Origin of the sequence: Bacteroides sp. K03 (assembly GCF_019734355.1) — a bacterium.
In the GTDB taxonomy this organism is placed as follows: Bacteria; Bacteroidota; Bacteroidia; order Bacteroidales; family Bacteroidaceae; genus Bacteroides; species Bacteroides nordii.
The window spans coordinates 122566-144280 of record NZ_JAASHC010000011.1; the positions used below are offsets into that span (position 1 = coordinate 122566).

Below are 21715 nucleotides of genomic sequence, written 5' to 3' on the forward strand. Positions count from 1 at the left end.
GTATAGTTCAGATAAAATATATATTTTTGTATACCATTATTAAGACATATTTATAATTGAAACATCTATGAAACACACACCATTGCTTCATGTTGTGTTGCTGTTGGGCGTATTCAGCCTGGCATCCTGCATGCACGATCCTACCCATTATTATAAACAGAAAGAGTTACTTGGCAACCGGTTGTTCCATGATGCTACGCTCTCCGAACCTGCCGGACAGTCCTGTGCCACTTGCCATACATTGACTAAAGGTTTTGCAGACATTGATTCCCGTGCCGTATCCGAAGGTGCGGTGAAAGGGCTCTACTCTCAACGCAATGCGATGACCATCTCTTATTCAAAATTCATTCCCGATCTGTATTACGATGAAAAGGAGGGAACTTATGTAGGCGGTCTGTTCTGGGACGGGCGTTCGCCTTCATTACAGGCTCAGGCAAGCGAACCTTTTCTCAATCCTGTTGAAATGGGGAATCATGACAAGCGTATGGTGGTAGACAAAGTAAAACGCACTTCTTATTATCCGCAGTTGATACGCATTTATGGTGAGACGGAAGACGTAGACTCCCTGTATGCTTATATCACCGATGCATTGGCGGCATACCAGTCTTCAAAAGAGGTAAATCCTTTCTCTTCCAGGTTTGACGCATATAAGAAAGGCAACTATACGTTTACTGCACAGGAGAAACTGGGACTTGATCTTTTTGAAAACAAGGGGCTTTGTGCCGAATGTCATATTCTGGAGCGGGATGTTATTGCCCGCCGTACGCTGTTTACTGATCATACTTATGATAATCTGGGCATTCCTAAAAATCCCGAAAACCCCCATTACTGTATTCCTCAGGAATATTTTCTGCTGACTCCGGATTCTATAGACCTTGGATTGGGAGCTATTGTCCGAAAGGCGGAGGAGAACGGAAAGTTTCGTGTACCTACGCTTCGTAATGTGGAACTGACAGCGCCATACGGACACAACGGGTATTTTAAAACACTTGAAGAGATTGTACATTTCTATAATGTACGTGACGTAAGTGATGAATTTCCACCAGCCGAATATCCTGCTACGGTGAATAAAGATGAATTGGGTAACCTGGGATTGACTCCTGAAGAGGAAGCCGCTCTTGTTGCTTTCATGAAAACGTTGACGGACGGATATGATCATCACGGGGATAAACCTACCCACCAGCATAAAGACTGATTATTGGCATAACTGTGCATACAGTTTACCTGGTTATTGTATGGTTTTAAATAATTCGCTAATTGGCAGTTGTCATATTAGCGAATTATTTTTCAGTTTTCATCAGTAGTTTGCGAACGCTTCGTTCCGGTCTGCCTTTGTGGCGATGCACTCCATTTCAATGAGCCATCCCGGACGGCAGACTGGTGCGAGCAAAATCACTTTGGGTATTTGAGGGAAACGTTCGTCAAACAATTGCTTCACTATCTGGTAATCTGCGGTGTCGCGCAAATACACAATCATTTGTGCCAGATCGTCAAATGTACATTCGGCTTCTTGTAGCAGGACTTCTACATTCTCCCACATCCGGTGGGTTTGCAGGCGGATATCTCCGGGATGTACCACTTCTCCTTTGTTGTTGATACTTGCTGTGCCGGAGATGAACACCTGCCGGCGGTCACCGTACTTGACACAAGTACCCCGCTCAAAGCTAACTCCATATTCGTAAGTCGGGTTGAGATGTGTGGGAGCATAGAGATACTGTACTTGTGCGGCAGAGATACCATCCACTGCATAGGTATCCATCTGCACAGTTACTTTCGGGTCGGCATGCCGGCCTCCAATGCCTGTACTGGCTATGTAGTGCGTATGTTCCGTCAGGTTTTGTGTAACGAATACTTCGTTGCGGGCTTTTACTACTCCGGCGTAATTGACATCTACATTCTGTACGAAGAACCAGGTACGTATGCAGTGGTCTGCCAACGTGCATCCTTGCTCCATGAGTTGCATCACATAGTCATTGAGCAACAACCGTGTTTGATATTCGGAGTTTGCTGCACGATTAAAGGCACTTCCTCCCCAGAAATGGCGGTAATTGCCATGGACAGCTTCAAACAATCCGTTGGGCAGGGCACGGCTTTGTACATCCGTTTGCAGATATACCCACAAAGCAATTTTAGTGCCGTTCAGTGGCGGTTGCTCTACAATGGAGAGGGCACAGTCCGAATATTCGGTGGCCATGGCCAACAGCATCTCCTCCTGATTGGCAGCATCACTGAGAAAATAACGCTTAAACAGGGCACTGGCACCTTTAAGCTCTCCCGTCAGTAGTGAGTTGTAAACATCTGTCAGGTTATTCAGTTGCTCCTTATAAGTGAGAGTTGGCTGAGTGCCTTGTAGTATAATGTGGTATTCGGATACTTCGTTTCCGTTTGAGAACGAAGCTATTTGTACTTCTACCTCTTTCTCATTAAAAGAGTGATGTTGGTATTTCATAACTTGTCTTTCTTCTAATTTATTCTTCTTTGGCGCCGTTGTTTATCCAGGCATTAAGGAGATTATTAACTTCGGTGGTTTCACTACCGTTGAAGATGTCCGTATGGTTGTGGCTTAATATGTTCTCGGATAATATATCCATCAGAAAACTGTTATCCGGTTCACCGGGAGTTACATATGGTTTCTCATTGGCTACGGGAGCCCCGGCTTTTACGTTGACCAGAGCTGAGTAACTTTTTCCTTCGGTGAGAAACAGATTACCTGCCGGTTGGCCCGAACTTTTCCCATGGCAAGCGATGCAGTGAGCATCGAACACCTGTTCTTGTATCCGGTCATAAGTGGCCAGGTTGACAGTCGTTTTCGGAAGAATCGTTTCCTTTACCGATGTGTCAATATCTACGGAGCAGTATTTATAAATCAATGTCTGTCCTCTGCTGACGAGGGCAATGCCGACGGCTTTTGTCCCTTCCGGAAGCCCCATTAGTGTGTATTCTTCTACCCTGCCTTCGGTGGGGCGGGAGAGGCGCTGCGTCAGAAGCGGTTCATGGGCATCTTCGCCAAAGGCTGCAAATGTCAGCATGTTATAGTCGGGATAGGCACGCACACCGGTAAAGGAAACCTGGATGGTGACTGTTCTTCCCGCATCAATAGAGTCGTCCGGGTAGATCTTCCCGTCATCGCAACCACTCAACAGGAGGCTACAACAGGGAAGAGCTATTCCATATTTGAATATTTTGTTCATAGTCGTTTAGAATGTGAATTGTAACATAGCTGTGGCACTATGGCGTGCTATACCCAGTCCGTCCTCTTCGCGGTCATTCTGTGTGTTGTGCTTGGTACGTCCCATATACTGGTACATTACTTGCAGTTTGAGGTGCGATCCCCAGAAATAATAGTTCATACCTACGGCAGGCATATTCAGTAAACCGTCCACATCCGTACCATTACGGTCGAAAAGATCATAGCGTAAAGCTCCCTGTAACTTATTGGTGATGAAGTATCCTGCCTGAACATAAGCTCCCCAGAAGTGATAGTCATTGGAGATATTCTGGCGTTTGGTGAAGTTCATATTCATATAATAGGCTTCTGCGGCCAGATACAGTCTGTTTTTTATCCAGGCAAATTCTGCACCGACACGCCAGTCGTTACTACTTTGTGATTCGGCTTCGGCGTTGTATGAGGTAGAAAGGCCAATCATCATCTTGTCTGTATGCAGATTATCCGGATCACCCTGAGTGGCAGGCATCTCACCCTGAGGCATGTATGCTATTCGTCCTGCATACAAAAGTGAGGGTAGCCATTTACGGTCACGCCCCATTGTTTTGGTGGCTGTGTTTACATCGATCCCTGTTCCGTTGAAGATACCTATCTGGTAATTCCAGCGGTTATTAATGAGTCCGTGAAGTTCGGCACCCAGATCAAAACCGGTAGCAAAAGTAGGTCCCACGCTGTTGAGGGAGTAGGGAAGGTTGACTATTGTACTGGCTGATGGGGGAAGAACGGGGAAGAGTGTCTCGCCCAGTGTAGAGAGATAAGCATGCGTGAACGGTGTTTTGAATTTACCGACACGGAAGCGGAGAGATTCTTTGAAAGCGATATCAAACCAGGCTTGTTGCAATAACGCACCTCCACTTTTGGCTGCATTGAGTGAAAGGTTGAAGGTAATCTTTCCAAAAGCTTTTCCAGTGAAACCCAGAATGGCATTGGGAACTTCAAAACCGGTATTGGCGATGTTGTCAGCATACATGTTTTCGAGTCCTTCGTCATCGTAGCGGTTGAAGCGCGCCGAAGTTTGTACCAGTACATAGGGTTTTAGTAAAAAGTCTCCGGCTCTGGTACTGAATGAGAATCCTTTTTTGCCGGCAAGTGATACGACATCATTTTCTACATATTTGTCGTCTACTTCTTTCTCTTGTGCCATAGCCGGCATTACAGTAAGGGCACTGAACGCGAGGATGGCGGTTGTTTTTGTTATTTGATGTATCATTTTTGTTGCTTTTTTGTCTGATTAGGTCTTTTTGTTTTAGAGAGATTCAATGAAAGTGAGTAATGCACTCCGTTCTTCTTTACTCATTCTGGAGAAAAGAATACGTGATGCGGCACCTTCACCGTCATGCCACATGATTGCTTCTGTCAGGTTGCGTGCACGTCCGTCGTGTAAGAAATAGGTATGTCCGTTTACGACCTCTTGAAGGCCGATACCCCACAATGGAGTAGTACGCCATTCGCATCCTGCGGCTAACCCGCTGGGATAACCGTCGTCAAGTCCGGGGCCCATGTCATGTAGCAGATAGTCGGAGTAGGGGTGGATGGTCTGACTGCCTAACCAGGGGAGCTGTGTACCATTGAGCAATACAGTGCCTCGGGGGCATGTATGTAGTGTTGGCGTGTGGCATAACTGGCATTTGGCTTTATAAAACATCTCTTCTCCCTTCTTTACGGTTTCATTTGTCACGTTCCGTCGTGCAGGTACACCGAGGGTTTGCATGTAGAGGTCAACGTCTTCCATATCTTGTGTGGATACCTGAATACCATAATTGGCAAATCCCATCATCTGGCTTTGTCCCTGGCATACTTCTTCCGGATAGCGGTCGTTGGTTACACCGAGGTCAGAAGAAAAACCAAGTTCTACGGTCAGGTCGGCATGTTGTGCTTTATTGCCCGATACGCCAATCTGTTTTATCCCTCTTTCGGTGATATAATTAAGGCGTCCGCTAATACCATATTCCGGATAGTTACTTTTGGCTGCGAGACGTTTCAGCTCGTCCAGATCCAGTGCCATCATTTGTCCCATGCCTACGTGGCGTAGGGGGATGCGTACACTGATACGCAAATCTTCGGGAGCTATATTCTCGGCATACCAATCGGTAATTTCATAATGAGGTGTCTGTAACTTGTACTCTTCTCCGTCAGGGAAGTTGAAGGTTTCTTCCGTGTAGGTAACCTTTAGTCTCCCCTCTGGTTTTACGCCATAGATGGCCTGGTCATGCAATACACGCCCATATTCGGGATAGTACCCTCCGTTTTTTCTCAGGATATAAACCAGCATAGATGAAAATCCGTTCTCACTGCCTCCCACGGCTGTTGAAGGTTTTGAACGTCCGGCACCTTTGTGGCAGCTGGAACATGAGTATCCGGCATATACAGGGCCCAATCCTCCGCCTGAAGAATTATCTGTTCCTCTGGTTCGGTCGTATAGATTATTGCCCCGGTTGAACCGGTGTTCCAACTCTCCGGTTACCCAGTCTGCATTGATGTCGTAAGCATCTGATGCGGTAGCAAAGATCGTAGAGTATCCGGCTGATAGCTCGGCAGGTAATGCTACACTTCCGTCCGGTTTGAGTATGAGCTTGTCATCCATAGAGTTGTCACATCCGCTGAGGGACAGACTTCCGAATAACACATACATACAAAGCCTTGCACAGGCTTTGTATGTATGTTGCTCTTTTGCCAAATAGTGTTTATCGACAAACAATTTCATTTTAGGATGTTTTTAGTTACTGTTTTTATTCGGCTGCAGATGCTATTTTACGACCGGCAAGTTCCAATCCGTCTACCAGGCTGGCACACTCTTTCTGAGCTTTTGTGATAGCTGCCTTCTGATCCAGGTTGCTGCGGAATGGATAAGGGATATTTCTGATAGCCCGGCGGGTAGTAATGATTTGTGCTCTCAGAAGCTCATCCAGTTTTGGGTTGAGGCTTTTCACTACGCTGGAGAAACTATTGGCAGTAGCATCTGTGCTATAATCGTTGTTTCTTTTGCCAAGGTAGGCGTTCTGGATACTGATGATGTTGTTTTCATAATCATCCAATGAGTTCCAGCTATACCATGATTCTACTTTGAGTACAGCTTCCTCTTTGTTACCGGCATTCCATTCATTAACCGGATCACCAATTTTAGCTTCACCTACTTCGTTGGCAATAGCCGGCATTCCGCCTTCTGTATTAAAAATATCGGCGATAGCTGCGGCAGCAGTTTTATAGAGATCTGTGCTGCTATGTCTTTTCATCATTTCACCATAAGCAGTTGGCACATCAGCATCGGAACTTCCTAAGCCATCTTTCCATGCTGTATACAATTCTTTAGTATCTTTCAGCATGTGTCTGGCTACTACTTTCAGGAACAATACTGCATTTTCTGTAAAGGCATCAGCCGCTTTGGCACTACCATCTGCAAACAACAGATATTCGGCAGTGTGGAAACCACGTACGTTTTGCGCTGCATTGGTAGGAGCATTGTCATCATCGTCTACTTCATCATCCACATGAGAGAAATCTCCTTTTTCAAGTACCTGCTGTATACCGTCTTTATCCAATGGCCAGCTATCAAGGCTCGGGTCGAGTTTTTTCAAAGCTGCGGGTCCATACAGGAAAGCTTCACTCTCTTCCCATGGAATACGTGCTGCTCTCCAGGCTTCGCATATGTCGGCAATCTGGTTGTTGCTTAATGAACCATACTGCATGGCTTGTACCAATGTATTGAACGTTGTGATTTTCTCCAGCATCATTGCATAAGTGGGGAGTACTACATCATCTACATAAGTGGCAATGGCAGGATCCAGTACATCATCATTCAACTTGATCTTTGTGTCAGCTGCTGCAATCTCTGCTTTGTATTTTTCGAATGGATTTTCATAGGTATCTGTTTCACCCTTCTTTTTTTCATCATCATCACTACATGCACTGAACGTTAATGTAAGTCCCATTAACAAGATTGGAAATAAATTTCTTGTCTTCATCTTTTTACTTTCTATTTGTTTATTATTAAAGTTATCTCTTTACAAACCAACCCACATAGGCAATACCTATTGAGGTTATATTTTCGTTGTTGTATTTACCACCGTCAATTCTGCGTTTGCTGTAGTCTGCTTTTACTACGAGGTTGGGCAGTGCATAGTAGTTTAGTCCTACTGTCCACATAGAGGTTTTGAGGCGGGCATCCGGTGTTTTCAGATAACCGGCCTTTTCCATAGGATTATAATATTCGTAGCGAACAAACGGATAAATGCGTGGTGCTTTTTCACCGAAGAAAGATCCGATGTTGTAGCCTGCTTCTCCTGCATAGCTTACTGCATTTTTAGCTACGTCTGTGGTAGGATATCCGGTCGCTTTTGGTGATTTACGATTGATTTCCGAAAGGCTGGCAGCTTCTCCGAGATTACCATAAACCATATTGGCACGAGCTATGAAAGTGTTTTTCGGACTCTTATACTGTGCATCTGCTGTAAAAATTGTTACAGGGAACTTATGTCCTATATTTCTGCTTGGTTTACTACTGTTTTTTGCTGTTTGGTTATAATAGAAAGAACCGCCGATACGAAGTCCGCGTATTCCGGAGTAATTGAGTCGTGCCACAAATGCAGGACTTGTGAAATTGTCAATTTCGAATGCTCCCTGGCGTCCTTTACCTACCCAGTTTGTATTACGGAAGTTTTGGGGATCCAGTCCGGCTACTAATTGCAACTCATAATCAAATTTATATACTTTACCGAAGAATGCGATACCCGTTTCGTGCCAGGTAGAAGGAAGTATGGTAGTTTCTCCTTCGGGGCGATAGACTCCAAAGAAATTAACCGGTTCGTGATGTGAGTTAGTCAGACCAACGGGAACAATCATGTGTCCGGCGCGGATGTTGAAAGCAGGATGAATCAATTTGGTAATATGGAATTGTTCGAGTGCTACTTCACCTCCTTTTTCAATTTCAACTTCATACTCCCCGTTTTCTTCGTACCATTCTATCTCGCGTGCGCTTCCTGTTCCTCCATATTCAAATTCGATTTCGGCACCTAATATCCAGGTGGGAGAGAACTTATAGTCAAAGGCGAGTACAAAGCGCGGGATTGCAACTGTACCCCGGTTCTCTTTCACACTACCCTTTTCGGTCATTCGGTTGAGTCCGTAATCCATGTAGCTTGCTACCATTTCACCATATCCGCCAAAACGGAACTTATTATATTCTTCTGTGTAAGAAGAACTCTTTTCTTCTTTCTTAGTAGAGTCTTTTCCCTGTGCAACTGTTTTGCCGAAAGACATCAGGAAACAGAGGATAAATAAACTTGTTAATTTTCTCATGTTTTATATAAATTTTTCTGGGGGCAAAGGTAGATGAGATTAAAAAGGGCGACAATACCCACAAATAATGAATGTTATAGTCGGTTATCAGTATAAATAGGTAATTAAGATTTAAAAGATCAGAATAATTATGAAAAGGAAGTTATTTATGACTTTTTTATAAAGAAAGGCTACAAAATGAGGTAGATGTGTATAAATAAATTTATTGGAGTAGCCCTAATGGTATTCCATTAAATTGATTACTAAGCTCAAAAGTTATATGAAAGGGTTTGCCATTTATGGTGCATACTCTTACAGTACAAAACTATATACTTTCTAAACGATGAGTTTTCAGAATACATTTGTAAAATCTATACTGGAAAGTAGTAACACTATTGACACTATTGACACTATTGAATATTTTGTAACATAATTGTTTGTGAAAACTCAAAACTTGACGAACTATTGTCTATATTTGTGTGCTATTCATTTAATATTAATTACTATGAAAGATTCATCTTTGTTCTTCATAAGAGAATTTGTAACACACATACACATGTTGCTGCTTTTTATACTAATTCCTTCTGCTTTGGTGGGGCAAAATATTTTATCTGTATCGTGTCATCAACCTCGTCCTGGCGACCAACTACAAAAGCAACAGGTTGTTTATAAATCACCTGGTGAAATGGGAGTACATCAGTTGTGGGACTTTAGCCAAATGGAATCTGTGGATGAAGACTACAAACTGAAATATATATCTATAAATGCTGGAACAGATACGGTTGCCGGTGTAGAACATCGTACTATGTACTATTATTATTTACGTAGTGATTCTCTTTTTTTATCTGGTTACGAGAATCCTACTACGTTGGTTAGGTATCGCAAACCGGAAACTCTTCTCGTTTTCCCTTTTCCTTACGGCCGGACTTTTACCGATTACTTTGAAGGTCTGGGAAATTATTGTGACCGTTTGGGCATTCATATACAGGGAAAGTCTGTTGTGACGGCTGATGCTTTGGGAATGATGATACTTCCGGAAGGTGATACTTTGCGACAAGTTCTTCGGGTACATACCCGGAAAAGTATAATAGAAAAGTCTGTCTCTACCACCTCTTTAGCTTATCTTCGCGTAGATACACTTCCTTTTGTTTTGCATCGGGACAGTATTGATTATCATTTGTCTAACGACTCTGTTCATTGGGAACTCAATATATGGCGTTGGTATGCCGAAGGTTATCGTTATCCGGTATTTGAGAGTGTGCACAGCACAGTCTGTAAGTCAAGCAAAGAATATACTAACTTTTCTACCTCTTTTTATTATCCTCCTCATGAACAATATTATGGTTTGGATGGTGATTCGGAGAATCAGGAAATGCGGGATCGGATAGAAGAAGAGATGGAGGAGTTTCCTAAAGATAACTTATCTGTAAAAGAGAAGAATGGGGCTGATGATGAGGCTATTCATTATACATATAGTATGAATGAGCAAGGCATACTTTTGAGTTATTTATTAAGAATACCTTCGGACGTAGCCGTTGGGCTTTATGATCTTCAGGGACGTCAATTATCTGCTACCGAAAAAACTTTCCAAAATGAAGGTAGTTACCAAAAACAACTTATATTGAAAGACTTTTCGATTGGAGAATACTTGTTGCGTATTTCAGTTGGTGATAAAGTGTATGGCGAGAAAATATTGAAATATTAGATTCTCATTGAACTGTGACAGTTAAGAAACCAAAAGATATATCTATGAAATACATATACGTACTATTAATATTGCTTATTCATGTTTTTAACAATGGTTTTGCCCAGAATAGCAATCAGAACTACATTCGTACCCGCGTCATGCTTCATGAAAGCGATGCCTCTAAATACATTGAAACTATACAATATTATGACGGCCTTGGTCGTCCATTTATGAATGTACAGAAAGGAATCACCCCTAATCATTCCAATCTTGTGACTTTGCAGGAATATGATGACTTTGGTCGGGAAGCAAAGAGTTGGTTGCCTCAAGTTACGACCTCTGATTATCTCGATCCGGCTTCTTTTAAAAGCTCTGTATCCGATTTTTATAATGGAGACACACGCCCATATACAGATCCTGTATATGAATCTTCACCGCTAAATCGGATTATTCAACAGTATACTCCTGGTGATGCATGGGCTAGTCATCCGACTTCTACATCTTATCTGACGAATACAACCTCGGGAGAACTATCATGTAAGTTATATTACATAACCCCTTCAGGTACTCTTGCCCAGGATGATATTTACCCTCCGGGAACACTTTATGTCACGAAATCCACCAATGAGGATGGTAACATTTCATATGTTTTTATTGATATGCAGGAGCGGCAAATATTAACCCGTCAAATGTTGGGTACTATGCCCCATGATACGTATTATGTATACGACTACTTCAATAACAAGTGTTTCGTACTTCCTCCTGCTTATCAGGACAATCCCGATCTCGGATTATATGCTTATCAGTATAAATATGATGAACGTAACCGTTGTATTGAAAAGAAGATTCCCGGATGCGAACCGATCATCTACATTTATGACTATGCTGACCATCTTATCTTCTCTCAGGATGGAGTACAACGTGGACAGTCAGAATGGACTTTTTATCTCTATGATGACCTCCATCGTCTAACGGTGAAGGGTGTTTGTAAAAATACCAATACCTCTGCCGTGAAAAATTTAATTGTAAAGTGTACGATGCAGGAGAATCTTTACAATATCCAAATTTCTACGAATTTAGGAAGTAGTGGTTATAAAACAAATCTCAATCTCATTTCTCCTATTGTGTATGAAATTGATTATTATGACAACTACTCTTTTCTATCCTTAAATGCTTATTTAGGTAAAGAGAGATTTCACGTGGCTACGGTTAATTCTACTGGTTATTCAACCGGACGGATTATTGCACTATTCGACAAAGATATTTCTTACCTGCTTTCTGCTACCTACTATGATATAAAAGGACGTCCCACAGAGGTCGTGTCAGACAATCATACGGGTGGATATGATATCAAAACCACAACTTATTCCTTCACAGACAATCCTGTCAAAGTGCACTATGTCCATAGTCCTAACGGAGCACCTAGAAACGAAGAATACACGTACGCATACGACCATGCTGACCGCCTGATAAAGACAACTCATCAATTAGCCGGTTGTATCCCTATTGTTTTGTCTGAAGAAACATATGACGACTTAGGGCGTTTGGCAACAAAGAAATATCATGGAACTATCGAAAATACCGTTTATACTTATGACATTCGTAACTCATTAACGTATATTACCAGCCGTTCTTTTGGAGAACAGTTAAGCTATACTCCGGGGGGGAATATATCGCGTATGGATTGGCGTTCATCGAACAACCCTGATATTAATTCTTATCAGTTTACTTATGATAATTTGAGCCGACTAAGAAAAGCTGCTTATCAGAATTATTGGCAGCCCAGAAATTCACTCCTTACTTCTGAACCTGATTATTCGGCTGAATACATATATGACATGAACGGTAATATCACGGATTTAAGCCGACATGGTCATAAACGTGATAACATCTATTATGGAGTAATTGATCATTTAACTGCCATTTATAATGGTAATCAATTAAAATCCACCAGTGATCCTGAATCAGGAGGACTTTATAATGGCATCTTTGAGTTTGATGATAGCCACAAGGGAGGAGGCACAGAATATTTTTATGATTCCAATGGTAATCTGACTCAAGATTATGACAAGAATATATCTTTTATTCAGTATAATCCGTTAAATATGCCGAAGTCTCTGCAGTTTAATAACGGCAATACGATTAACTATCTATATTCTGCCGACGGGCATAAATGTAAGGTTATCCATCAGACGGCTGTAAGCAATATAATGATTCCTATGGGTACCACTTTGCCTCTTGTCCCGGAACAAGTGTTGGATAGCATTAAAACGGAATATTGTGGAAATGTGATCTATGAAAATGATGAACTGAGCAAGGTCTTGACAGACGAAGGGTATATTACTTTTAAAGAGAATATTCCCACTTACCATTACTACCTGCGTGACCATTTAGGAAATAACCGGATTGTTGTCAATCAAACAGGTACGGTTGAGGAAGTCAATGATTACTATCCATTTGGCGGTATCTTAAGCAATGTAGCCGGTTTTAGTGGCGTTCAAGCTTTCAAATATGGTGGTAAAGAGTTGGACAGAATGCATAAATTGGATTGGTATGACTTTGGCAATAGATTCTATCGACCGGATTTACCGGTTTGGACGAGTATAGATCCGCTATGTGAAAAATATTATTCGATTAGTCCATATGCATATTGTGCGAATAATCCGGTGAAGTATATTGATCCTAACGGATTAGCTTGGCGATTGGCTTATGATGAAGATCATGATGGGAATAGAACATATAATGGGTATGAATGGGTAGAAGAAGAAGATTCTTATGATAAAAAAGGTAATCTTCTTCCAGGGCTATACGCACAAGCTATTTTCTTTTCTGATAATGAAACTTTTGATAGTACTAATAAGTATAATATGGGTTCTTCAACAACGACAGTGTATTTGGCAGATGGGACAAAACAAACCTTTGATGGAAACACTAATCCTTCAAGTGCTGATTATCCAACTATTCCAGAAGGCATATATCATGCAACTGTTGGACTTCATAAAGGACAATATACAGCTTTGAGAATGAGTGACATAAATGACAGTGGACAAATCGAATTAGGCCTTCCTAACCCTGCTCATCCTGAACGGACATATGCAACAGGAATTAATATTCACAAACCAGGCTTAAAGAATTTAACAGGCCTAACAAAATCGGGTTCTCCCATATCTGCCGGTTGTTTGCTAATAGATAGAAATAGATGGTCTGATTTTATTGGGATTTTTAACACAAAAGAACAGCGATCAGAGACAGTGAGTGTTACACTTTCTAGAAGTATGGCAACTCCGGCAAATGTAAATAGGCTTCCTGCTTTTAATTTTATTATGAGCGGTACAAGATATCATTTTTTCCATCACTAATTTAAAATAATCAAATTTATGAAAACCAGGTTTTTTGTTACATGTGTGTGTGTTCTTATGTCTTTCTGTGTTTGTGCACAAAAGGAATATAATGATAAAGTTAACAAAAGAAACAATAAGGGGCAAAAAGAAGGTTATTGGATAGAGGATCGTGGTTTTGATACTATTGAGCTGTATTATCAAAATGGTCGAAAGTCAGGTGTATTTAAATCATATTCCAAAAAAGGAACGCTAGATGCTTTTGGAGAATACACGGATGGAAGGAAAAGCGGAACTTGGTATTATTTTGGAGATAGAGGACATCTGGAAATGATTCAAAAAGATTTTAAAATAAATACTGATACTGTTTCTCTTGATAACAATGCAAGGTATATATATCCTTATAAGTGCTATACTATAACTTACTACCCTAATGGTATAGTTCAGAATGAAGGTATTTTATTATGGGATGAAGATTCAGAGTTAGATACAGTTCGTGAATATGGTGAGTGGAAATATTACGATGAATCTGGAAAGCTAATAAGGACAAAAGTATTTTGAATGTATTTTTCGTAGAAGAGGTAAGTAAACAGAAAAGAGAATATAGAATAAAAGTAAAATATGAAAAAAGTCTTATATCTTAATTTAATTGTTGCATTATTATTTGCAGAGTTATCAAATGCACAAACGATTCGCGCAGATGAATACCTTTTCTCAAAAGATAGTATTAGAAGTTTGTCACTTAATGGTGATTATGAGGCGGAAATGCCTAATGTTATACCACCATCGCCTGAAATGGCATCTTTATTCAGATATGTTGAACAATCTTTTGACCTATCGACCGGAGCTCTCACTTTTAGTATCCCCATTTATAATATTCAATGTGGCCCTCTATCATTACCTATCTCATTAAGTTATGAAACGACGGGTAGACGAGCACACGAAGTTTCAGGTGCTTTAGGAGTAGGTTGGTCATTAAATACAGGCGCGATGATAGCGAGGACTATAAAGGGTAGGCCAGATGTTCCTGCTGCAGTACCAAGTGACATAAAGAGTGCAACACAGATCATGGCAGAAACATTGAATGTAAATACCCAGACAGAAATAAAAGAACAAAATTACAACTTACTTCAAACACTTTTCTATCCAGAAATGGTTAGTCATGGTTTAGATAGTGAATATGATATTTTTTCATATTCAATACCCGGATATTCCGGAAATTTCATCTTTTATAAAGAGGTACCTTTGTTGTTAGACAATGCTCCCTTAGTAGTAGATATTGGAAAAGGATTTGAAGAACAATCTTTAAACGAAATGATGATACAAGATGACAAAGGTGTTTTGTATGAATTTCAACCAACTGAATTTGCAATTATGTTATACGATAGAAGATATGTTACAGGATGGCAATTGTCAAAAATCCAATCGCCTGATAGGAAACATGTAATTACATTCAAATACGCTGCAGACAAAGATATCGATTACTCTCTAAATTCTCCAACGGTGACTATAGTTGACGAATGCATGGGAAATATCAGTGCAGGATATCCACCTTTTGTTTGTAACGAATATCCTAGTTATTCAGCCACAGGTCAAATAGCAAACTCGTATTCAATATCCAGATTAACGGAAATCGATTTTGGCATTGGAAAAATCACATTCGAATACAAAGAAAATAAAAATAAAATTGAAAGAATAAAAATAAGCGCTAAGACTGAAAACACTGATCGATTAATTAAATATTTGGAATGTACACGGTCATCCTCCAATAAGTTTCTGGAGTCTGTAATATGGAAAGACTCCCAAGGAAAGGTATTTGAAAAATATAATTTTGAATATTATCCATTGAAAACGAACGAGGAGGAAGGACAGATAGGAGATTACTGGGGATATAGAAACGGGATGTTCTCTAGTTCTTCATCTGCTGCAGCACCATTTTTTGTTCCTTTCAGTTTTGTTACATCGACCGGGGTTACTTATAAAATTGGATCAGGTTCTCAAAATGCCAATCCGGAGTATGCTCAAAGTGGAATTTTAAAAAAAGTATTTTATCCAACTGGAGGCTATACCGAATTTTTATACGAATCTAATAAATATAAATATCAGGATCAGATTAAAGAAGGTGGTGGTTTACGTATAAAGCAGATAAATACAGTGGATCCATTTGGGAAATCAATTATCAAACGTTATAAATATGGATATTATGAATATGAAAATGGTTATGGACGTATTAAATTAGCTCCGGAGATTAAGTCGATTCCAAATAGAAATGCAATGTCAGATGTCCTCGTATTAAACACAACGGTAAATGCTCCGGATGCAGCACATACCCAACCTTATCCTTTTGCTGTTTCTTGGAAAAGAAGACAAAAAACTTACTCTTCGTCAATAAATGGAGATGCTCAATTTTTTAATAACATTCCAATTTTTTATAATCGAATTACAGAATATATTGATAATGAAACTAACAATAATTCTCTCAAAACGGAATATGAATATAGTGACAAGTATAACTCAACAAGCTATAATCTTTATTATTACGATACTACTTTTAACGATGTATCAATAAATCCTTCTGCAACTAGCTACCCCATGAGTCAACTTCAATCCAATATGTTATCAATACTTAAAAGAAACGGAAACAGTAATTGGGATCGTAAACTATATGGTACTTTTTATGACTTTTATTGGAAGAAAAACAACCTGTTAGTTAAAAAAGAATACATCACCAATGGTGATGGTAACTATTCTATAGCAAAATCGACTAATTTTGAATATAAAGAAGACCCTATAGACACAATATCAGGCATTAAAATAGAGAAATGTGTAGAGTTTCCTTTTGATCATCCCGGATCACGCTCTCATGAACTATTTATGGGTAAATATAGTACTTTACCTATCTTCAGATGTTTTGATTATTCGATTTCAAGAGGAAGAAACTCGTTAAGTTGCAAGAAAGAGAGTCTATTTACTAAAAATGGAGAACCAATTCAAACTATTACCACTTACGATGAGAATGAAATAGGCCTTCTGAATAAACAAGAGTTTATTGGCAGTTCGGCAGAGGTGATAAAAGAAGAGACACAATATCCTTCAGATTTAAAAGATAATTCAGTTTATCGTACAATGACTGACCTTAACATTATAAACATACCTGTGAAAAAGCTACGGTACGTAGATAATATTTTCAAAGAACAAATAGAAACTGTATATATGGATTGGGGTAACAATTTATTTCTTCCAGGAGAAGTGCTAACAAAAAAAGAGAACCAATCATCATCTGTCTTGAGAGTTAAATACCATAAATATGATAGTTATGGAAATCCCGCATATATTGTAAAAGATGAATCTGAAAAAAAGGTTTATATATGGGGGTATATGGGAAAATATCTTATAGCGGAAATCTTAAATGCGACTTATGAAGAAGTAGAAATGAAATTAGGAGGAGTAGACATAATTAATAAACTGACTAGTAGGATAATGCCAACACAAGACGAATGGAATAAGATAAATGCTCTCAGATCTTTATTACCTAATTCTCAAGTTATGACTTTTGTTTATAATCCGTTAATCGGTATTGCTGAAATTATAGATGCACGAGGTACATCTCAATATTATCAATATGATGATGCAGGACATCTGGTAGAAATACAAAATCATAATAGGAAAACCGAAAAGACATATGAATATCATTATAGACCCTAAAGATTCGGGAACAATTTTGATTCAAAAATATTATCGATATCTTTGATAATATTTATAGTGGATTTAGAGTCTATTGAAAGATAAAAGAAGAAGCCGCTTTCCCTAACGAAGCGGCTTCTTTCCCCAAAAAGACATGCAAATAAGCTAACACATACAAAAAAACTATACTAAACGGCAATCTTAATACCTCCTTTTTTACCACAATATCGCTTGCATTGCTGGCAGATATCATACCCCAACATAGCTCCTAAGATAAAATCTTCTTCAGGAGTCAGTTTATTGAGCGGACGGATAATGATATGGCGGATAGCCTCCATACACTCCGGTTTACCAAAGAACAGGTTGATTTTGTTTGGCCCTACTTTCTGAATCATATAACTGATGTTTTGATTCTCCAGTCGGTGCACTGCAAATTCTTCATATTCACGATTCATGGTATAGAGTACCATGTTGCGTACTCCTTTCTTAAATTCATAAATGTGATTCAGGAAAATTCTTACCTCTCCGGGGATTGTTCTTTCAGTAGCCATAATGCAAGTATATATAATAAAAAGTATTAGTTAATTTCTTTTTTGAGTATTTCCACCCATTGAGTGATACGTTCGTCTGTTTGACCGTCTTCGTTCACTTCATCAATAGGGAGCCCCATAAATTTGCCGTTCACTACTGCTACGGATGAATCGAAAGTATACCCTGCAGTGTCTACTGCACCAACAAATGTACAACCACTGGCTTTCAGATCTTCATATAAGATACCGATTCCATCGCAGAAGGTGTCGGCGTATGAATCGGAATCACCACAGCCAAATAGTGCCACAAACTTATGCGCCAGGTCTGCTTTCTTCAGAACTTTAACGCCATCATACCAGTCGTCCTGCAATTCGCCTGCGCCCCAGGTTGAAGTACCCAATACCAATACATCATATTCTTTTACCAGAGCATCAGTCAATACTGAAACATCATGAATATCTCCCTGAGGGACATTCAACTTCTCTGCAATGCGACGGGCCACGTCTTCTGTAGTTCCTGTAGTAGAACCGTAAAATACACCAATTTTATTCATTTTCAATTTCTGTTTTATTATGATGGTGCAAAGATAGGGTAGCCGGATGAAATAGAAAATCCCCATTTATAATGGAATAACACATTGGTTCTCATTATAAATGGGGATGTTACTATTGATTATTAATAAGTATGTTGGAGCCAGATAGATGCTTTTACACCTTATTAATTATATTAATGATGAAACAGACGAATACCCGTAAATGCCATGGCAATGTTATACTTATCACACGTTTCAATCACATGATCGTCGCGTACCGAACCTCCCGGTTGTGCAATATAACTTACACCACTTTTGTGTGCACGTTCAATATTGTCACCAAAAGGGAAGAAGGCATCTGAACCCAATGCTACTCCGGTTAGCGTATCCAGCCACTCACGCTTTTCTTCGCGGGTCAGTACTTCCGGCTTTTCGGTGAAGAATTGTTCCCAACTGCCGTCTGCCAATACATCCATATAATCTTCAGAGATGTAAATGTCTATTGTATTGTCGCGGTCGGCACGGCGTATTTTATCTTTCCAGGGGAGGCTCATTACTTTCGGATGTTGACGTAGATACCAGATGTCAGCCTTATTTCCGGCAAGGCGGGTGCAATGGATGCGTGACTGTTGTCCGGCACCAATACCGATAGCCTGTCCGTCTTTGGCATAGCATACGGAGTTGGACTGTGTATACTTTAATGTAATGAGGGCAATAAGCAGATCGCGTTTGGCATCGGCAGGAATCTCCTGATTCCGGGTCGGCATCTCTTTGAGCAGAGATTCGTCTATTTTCAATTCATTGCGTCCTTGTTCAAAAGTGATACCGAAAACATCCTTATGCTCGATAGGAGCAGGGCGGTATGTCGGGTCTATTTTTATAACATTGTAAGTACCTTTGCGTTTGTTACGAAGAATTTCCAGTGCTTCGGGTGTGTAATCAGGCGCTATAACCCCATCGGATACTTCGCGATTGATAAGACGTGCCGTCTCTTCATCACACGTGTCAGAAAGAGCAATGAAATCACCATAAGATGACATACGGTCTGCACCACGGGCACGGGCATAAGCAGTAGCCAGCGGAGAAAGTGGAAGATCGTCTGCAAAGTAAATCTTCTTTAGCGTCTCATTCATTTCTACCGCTACGGCAGCACCTGCCGGGCTGACATGCTTGAAGGAAGCGGCAGCCGGAAGTCCGGTAGCTTCTTTCAGCTCTTTTACTAATTGCCAGCTGTTGAATGCATCCAGTAAATTGATAAATCCGGGACGTCCGTTTAATACTTCGATGGGCAGTTCTCCGTCTTTCATGAAGATACGGGCAGGCTTCTGGTTAGGATTGCAGCCGTATTTCAGTTCTAATTCTTTTGCCATGATTTATAATTAAAAATTAAAGATTGAAAATTAAAAGACCGGTGTTGTAGCTTGATAAATTCTTTCTGATTATGAGCCTTATTACAGGCTTGTATGAACTTTACCGTCAAGGTTTCTTCCCGGACTAACGTCGCAAAGATAAGCATTTTAATTTTTAATTATTAATTTTTAAATCCCCAAAATACCTATAAATGGGGATTGCGTGCACGAAAAAATATCCGTTCCTTTGTACGCGTAATATAAAAATAGGTATAAATGGACAGATTACAAAAATATAAATCCTCCGATAAGATGATTGATCTTATCAGTGATAATTACTCTCTGTTACAGGTTATGAGCCGTTTTGGGTTGTCTTTGGGCTTTGGTGACAAAACGGTAAAAGAAGTTTGCGAGATGAATGGTGTCGATTGTCCGACGTTTCTTGCGGTAGTGAATTTTATGGCCGAGGGATTTTCGCGTATGGATGGTGAAACAGATGGTCTGTCTATTCCGGCATTGGTTGATTACTTGCGGCAGGCTCATATTTATTTTTTGGAGTTCTGTCTGCCTGCTATACGGCGTAAATTGCTGGAAGCTATTGATTGTTCAGAGAATGATGTATCTTTTCTTATTCTTAAATTCTTCGACGAATATATGCGGGAAGTACGCAAACACATGGAGTATGAGGAGAGAACGGTGTTTAAGTATGTAGATGCGTTGCTTGAGAATAACGCACCAAAGAATTATCAAATCAGTACATTCTCAAAACACCATGATCAGGTAGGAGAGAAGTTGACTGAACTTAAAAATATTATTATTAAATACTGTCCTGCTAAGGCAAACACCAATTTGCTTAATGCTGCATTGTTTGATATATATGCTTGTGAAGAGGGGCTTGAGTCTCATTGTAAAGTAGAAGATTATATTTTTGTTCCTGCTATTCTGAAGTTGGAAAGGAGGATGAATGACAATGAAAAATAACGAAGCAATTCGCATAGCTGTTGCAGAAAATTCTGTGATTATCCGTAGTGGGTTGACACTGGCATTAAAACGTTTGCCTAATCTGAAAGTCCAGCCGGTAGAACTTCTTTCTGTTGAAGCATTACACGACTGTCTGCGTACGCAGTATCCCGATATATTGGTAGTAAACCCAACATTTGGTGACTATTTTGATGTAGTGCGATTTCGTGAAGAAACGACTGGAAAAGGAATTCGGGTGGTGGCACTGGTAAGTTCGTTTATTGATGCAAACCTGCTAAGTAAATACGACGATTCCATCTCTATTTTTGATGACCTGGAGACACTTTCCAACAAGATAACCCGTTTGGAGAATATTGAACCTGATATAGAGGAAGACGGACAGGAGACACTAAGTCAGCGGGAGAAAGAAATTGTGGTATGTGTAGTGAAGGGGATGACAAACAAAGAGATAGCCGAAAAGTTGTTCCTTTCTATCCATACGGTAATCACTCACAGAAGAAATATCAGTAAAAAGCTGCAAATACACAGTGCTGCCGGTTTGACTATCTATGCTATTGTAAATAAGCTGGTTGAACTGAGTGATGTGAAAGATTTATAGCTTTAAAAAGTGTTATAAAACGCAAAACCGTTTGCGCACACGGAAAAAAGCTGTATCTTTGCAGTGCAATTGAGAAATTGTTATTAGTTTAAAAGGTAAAAATAAGAAATTAAGGTATTAGAATTTAAGGTATAAACAAAGCTTCAATAGGTACAAATAAAAGGTAAAAGATTAATAAGGATAACAATAGAATAATAGGTAATTGAAGTTTTTTAGGTAAGAAAGAAGATTGTAATTCAGGAAAAAAGAGGAAAACAAAAGAAAAGCCTTATGGCTTTTCTTATCAGAGGCGAGGAATTCTTTAAAAGAATTTGCTCGTTTTTTTATTTTATTATTTCGATGTAAAGTGCTGATAATCAATTAAAATAAGAATGTACACTTTGGTCATGCAAGAGTGTACATCTTTATATAACAAGAGTGTACACTCTTGCATGACAAAAATGTACACTCTGACTATGCCTGTATTCACTTTACACATTTTGGTTAATATCTACTGTTTTCCTTCACAGTTTCTT

Annotated in this window: 16 protein-coding genes; 7 read left to right on the top strand and 9 right to left on the bottom strand. The window is 39.8% G+C overall.

The genetic code is table 11. The annotated features are described in order from the left end of the window. The first annotated feature begins 67 nt into the window (after positions 1-67). Positions 68-1195, top strand: coding sequence for a cytochrome-c peroxidase (locus tag HCG69_RS10205; protein ID WP_221649953.1), 1128 nt, complete (start codon positions 68-70; stop codon positions 1193-1195). Between the two features lie 102 nt (positions 1196-1297). On the opposite strand, the gene HCG69_RS10210 is transcribed toward HCG69_RS10205, so the two are convergent. The 6 genes from HCG69_RS10210 to HCG69_RS10235 form a co-directional block, all read right to left on the bottom strand. After that, complete coding sequence (locus HCG69_RS10210; protein WP_221649954.1) at positions 1298-2449, bottom strand: Rid family hydrolase; 1152 nt, start codon at positions 2447-2449, stop codon at positions 1298-1300. 19 nt (positions 2450-2468) lie between these two features. Then, positions 2469-3191, bottom strand: a complete 723-nt coding sequence (locus tag HCG69_RS10215; RefSeq protein WP_122201555.1) for a hypothetical protein — start codon at positions 3189-3191, stop codon at positions 2469-2471. Between the two features lie 6 nt (positions 3192-3197). Then, a complete protein-coding gene (locus HCG69_RS10220) occupies positions 3198-4379 on the bottom strand; it encodes a porin (protein ID WP_221649964.1) in 1182 nt (393 codons plus the stop codon). A gap of 93 nt (positions 4380-4472) precedes the next feature. Then, positions 4473-5858: a di-heme oxidoredictase family protein gene (locus tag HCG69_RS10225; RefSeq protein ID WP_221649965.1), complete on the bottom strand. Its 1386-nt coding sequence runs from the start codon at positions 5856-5858 to the stop codon at positions 4473-4475. Positions 5859-5955: 97 nt separating this feature from the next. After that, on the bottom strand, positions 5956-7188 hold the full coding sequence (locus tag HCG69_RS10230) for an imelysin family protein (protein ID WP_221649955.1): 1233 nt from the start codon (positions 7186-7188) through the stop codon (positions 5956-5958). Positions 7189-7219: 31 nt separating this feature from the next. Next, entirely contained in the window at positions 7220-8521 is a 1302-nt protein-coding gene (locus HCG69_RS10235) for a porin (RefSeq protein ID WP_221649956.1), read from the bottom strand. Between the two features lie 535 nt (positions 8522-9056). Here HCG69_RS10235 and HCG69_RS10240 point away from each other — a divergent pair. From HCG69_RS10240 to HCG69_RS10255, 4 genes are read left to right on the top strand one after another with little or no spacing between them, the layout of a single operon-like run. Then, complete coding sequence (locus HCG69_RS10240) at positions 9057-10205, top strand: T9SS type A sorting domain-containing protein (RefSeq protein ID WP_255585723.1); 1149 nt, start codon at positions 9057-9059, stop codon at positions 10203-10205. Between the two features lie 44 nt (positions 10206-10249). Next, entirely contained in the window at positions 10250-13546 is a 3297-nt protein-coding gene (locus tag HCG69_RS10245; RefSeq protein ID WP_221649957.1) for a DUF6443 domain-containing protein, read from the top strand. Positions 13547-13564: 18 nt separating this feature from the next. Continuing rightward, positions 13565-14086: a hypothetical protein gene (locus tag HCG69_RS10250; RefSeq protein ID WP_221649958.1), complete on the top strand. Its 522-nt coding sequence runs from the start codon at positions 13565-13567 to the stop codon at positions 14084-14086. 60 nt (positions 14087-14146) lie between these two features. Continuing rightward, positions 14147-17230: a hypothetical protein gene (locus HCG69_RS10255; RefSeq protein WP_221649959.1), complete on the top strand. Its 3084-nt coding sequence runs from the start codon at positions 14147-14149 to the stop codon at positions 17228-17230. Between the two features lie 167 nt (positions 17231-17397). Here the strand turns inward: HCG69_RS10255 and HCG69_RS10260 are convergent, their stop codons facing one another. From HCG69_RS10260 to HCG69_RS10270, 3 genes are all read right to left on the bottom strand, one after another. After that, complete coding sequence (locus HCG69_RS10260) at positions 17398-17760, bottom strand: DUF2023 family protein (protein WP_002559814.1); 363 nt, start codon at positions 17758-17760, stop codon at positions 17398-17400. A gap of 26 nt (positions 17761-17786) precedes the next feature. Continuing rightward, positions 17787-18293, bottom strand: a complete 507-nt coding sequence (gene fldA / locus HCG69_RS10265) for a flavodoxin FldA (RefSeq protein WP_221649960.1) — start codon at positions 18291-18293, stop codon at positions 17787-17789. Positions 18294-18466: 173 nt separating this feature from the next. Beyond that, positions 18467-19642 carry a phosphoribosylaminoimidazolecarboxamide formyltransferase gene (locus HCG69_RS10270; protein WP_221649961.1) on the bottom strand — a complete coding sequence of 392 codons (1176 nt, stop codon included), beginning with the start codon at positions 19640-19642 and terminating at the stop codon, positions 18467-18469. 255 nt (positions 19643-19897) lie between these two features. On the opposite strand from HCG69_RS10270, the gene HCG69_RS10275 reads away from it, so the two are divergent. After that, positions 19898-20602: a hemerythrin domain-containing protein gene (locus tag HCG69_RS10275; protein WP_044095111.1), complete on the top strand. Its 705-nt coding sequence runs from the start codon at positions 19898-19900 to the stop codon at positions 20600-20602. Further along, a complete protein-coding gene (locus tag HCG69_RS10280) occupies positions 20592-21200 on the top strand; it encodes a response regulator transcription factor (protein ID WP_025867149.1) in 609 nt (202 codons plus the stop codon). The genes HCG69_RS10275 and HCG69_RS10280 overlap by 11 nt, the downstream gene beginning before the upstream one ends. Positions 21201-21715: the final 515 nt, after the last annotated feature.

Coding starts and splice junctions, on each gene's coding strand:
- HCG69_RS10280 (WP_025867149.1), top strand. CDS start 20,592: ATGAAAAATAACGAAGCAATTCGCATAGCTGTTGCAGAAAATTCTGTG.
- HCG69_RS10250 (WP_221649958.1), top strand. CDS start 13,565: ATGAAAACCAGGTTTTTTGTTACATGTGTGTGTGTTCTTATGTCTTTC.
- HCG69_RS10275 (WP_044095111.1), top strand. CDS start 19,898: ATGGACAGATTACAAAAATATAAATCCTCCGATAAGATGATTGATCTT.
- HCG69_RS10210 (WP_221649954.1), bottom strand. CDS start 2,449: ATGAAATACCAACATCACTCTTTTAATGAGAAAGAGGTAGAAGTACAA.
- HCG69_RS10230 (WP_221649955.1), bottom strand. CDS start 7,188: ATGAAGACAAGAAATTTATTTCCAATCTTGTTAATGGGACTTACATTA.
- HCG69_RS10255 (WP_221649959.1), top strand. CDS start 14,147: ATGAAAAAAGTCTTATATCTTAATTTAATTGTTGCATTATTATTTGCA.
- HCG69_RS10245 (WP_221649957.1), top strand. CDS start 10,250: ATGAAATACATATACGTACTATTAATATTGCTTATTCATGTTTTTAAC.
- HCG69_RS10205 (WP_221649953.1), top strand. CDS start 68: ATGAAACACACACCATTGCTTCATGTTGTGTTGCTGTTGGGCGTATTC.
- fldA (WP_221649960.1), bottom strand. CDS start 18,293: ATGAATAAAATTGGTGTATTTTACGGTTCTACTACAGGAACTACAGAA.
- HCG69_RS10240 (WP_255585723.1), top strand. CDS start 9,057: ATGTTGCTGCTTTTTATACTAATTCCTTCTGCTTTGGTGGGGCAAAAT.
- HCG69_RS10260 (WP_002559814.1), bottom strand. CDS start 17,760: ATGGCTACTGAAAGAACAATCCCCGGAGAGGTAAGAATTTTCCTGAAT.
- HCG69_RS10220 (WP_221649964.1), bottom strand. CDS start 4,379: ATGCCGGCTATGGCACAAGAGAAAGAAGTAGACGACAAATATGTAGAA.
- HCG69_RS10270 (WP_221649961.1), bottom strand. CDS start 19,642: ATGGCAAAAGAATTAGAACTGAAATACGGCTGCAATCCTAACCAGAAG.
- HCG69_RS10235 (WP_221649956.1), bottom strand. CDS start 8,521: ATGAGAAAATTAACAAGTTTATTTATCCTCTGTTTCCTGATGTCTTTC.
- HCG69_RS10225 (WP_221649965.1), bottom strand. CDS start 5,858: ATGTATGTGTTATTCGGAAGTCTGTCCCTCAGCGGATGTGACAACTCT.
- HCG69_RS10215 (WP_122201555.1), bottom strand. CDS start 3,191: ATGAACAAAATATTCAAATATGGAATAGCTCTTCCCTGTTGTAGCCTC.